The following is a 1,294-nucleotide window of genomic DNA, read 5'->3' as shown; positions in this document are numbered from 1 at the left end:
TCGGGCTTGCGCGCGCTGGCAGGTTAGCGCCCCTCTCCAAACGGGCGCTTGCGCCGGCGGTCGCACTTTCCGTCGTTTTCGCGGCTCTTCTGCCGGCCCGCGCCACGGAAGACGCAGCGGTCTTTGCCGACAATTCGAAGATCGCAGCCATCGGCGGCTCGATCACCGAGATCGTCTTTGCGCTCGGCGAGCAGAGCCATCTGGTCGCCCGCGATTCGACCAGCCGATACCCCGAGGCGGCGCTCGGCCTGCCGGATGTCGGCTATATGCGCCAGCTTTCGCCGGAAGGTGTCCTTTCGGTCAATCCGTCGGGCATTCTGGCGCTGCATGGCAGCGGCCCCAAGGAGGCCGTCGACGTGCTGAAGAAGACGAGCATCCCGTTCATCGAGGTGCCCGAGCGCTACGATCGTGAAGGCATCCTCGAAAAGATCCATATCGTCGGCAAGGCGCTCGGCGCCAATGCCAAGGCGGATGCGCTGGCAGCCGAGATCGACGCCAAGCTGGAGGCCGCCGAAAAGCAGACCGCTTCGATCAAGGACCGCAAGCGCATCCTGTTCGTCCTGTCGTTGCAGGGTGGCAAGATCCTCGCCGCCGGCAGCCAGACCGCCGCCGATGGCATCATCAAGCTTTCCGGCGGCGTCAATGCGATCGACGGTTTTTCCGGCTACAAGCAATTGTCCGACGAGGCTGTCGTCACCGCCAGGCCGGACGTGATCCTGATGATGAACAATGCCGGCCCGGCCGTATCGGACGACCAGCTGTTCGCCCGCCCGTCCATTTCATCGACGCCGGCGGGCGTTGCCCGCAAGGTGGTCCGCATGGATGGCGGCTATCTGCTCGGCTTCGGCCCGCGCACGGCCGACGCCATCCATGATCTTGCCGTCTCGCTTTATGGCGGGCAGGTCACGGACTGAGCGAGCCCCGATGGCCGATCAATCGATCGCAAGTGCGGCGGGCGTTATGGCGACTGCATCCGAAGGTGACCGTTCAGGACGCGCCCGGATCGTCATCCTGTTTTTGTGCGTGGGACTTGGGCTTGTCGTGCTGTTGTCGCTGACATCAGGCGCATCCGATGCGTCGGCCGTCAGCGTTATCAGCGACTGGCTGTTGGGGGCGGCGCCCGGCAATGAGGCGTTGAACGCTCGCGACCGCCTGATCGTCTACGACATCCGTCTGCCGCGCGTCATCCTCGGCGTGCTGATTGGCGCGGCACTCGCCGTCTCCGGCGCGGTCATGCAGGGGCTGTTCCGCAACCCGCTGGCCGATCCCGGCCTAATCGGCGTTTCGGCCGGAT

2 protein-coding genes are annotated in these 1,294 nt (G+C 65.2%); both read left to right on the top strand.

All coding sequences use genetic code 11. The features are described 5' to 3' along the window. Window positions 1–89 precede the first annotated feature (89 nt). Window positions 90–914 carry a heme/hemin ABC transporter substrate-binding protein gene (locus CN311_RS17595; protein ID WP_097575019.1) on the top strand — a complete coding sequence of 275 codons (825 nt, stop codon included), beginning with the start codon at window positions 90–92 and terminating at the stop codon, window positions 912–914. 10 nt (window positions 915–924) lie between these two features. Beyond that, window positions 925–1,294 (top strand): iron chelate uptake ABC transporter family permease subunit (locus CN311_RS17590; protein WP_165779737.1); only part of this gene is annotated, 370 nt, incomplete at its 3' end.

It is taken from the genome of Mesorhizobium sanjuanii, from assembly GCF_002529485.1.
Classification (GTDB): domain Bacteria; phylum Pseudomonadota; class Alphaproteobacteria; order Rhizobiales; family Rhizobiaceae; genus Mesorhizobium; species Mesorhizobium sanjuanii.
This window is presented reverse-complemented; position numbering and strand designations above follow the sequence as displayed.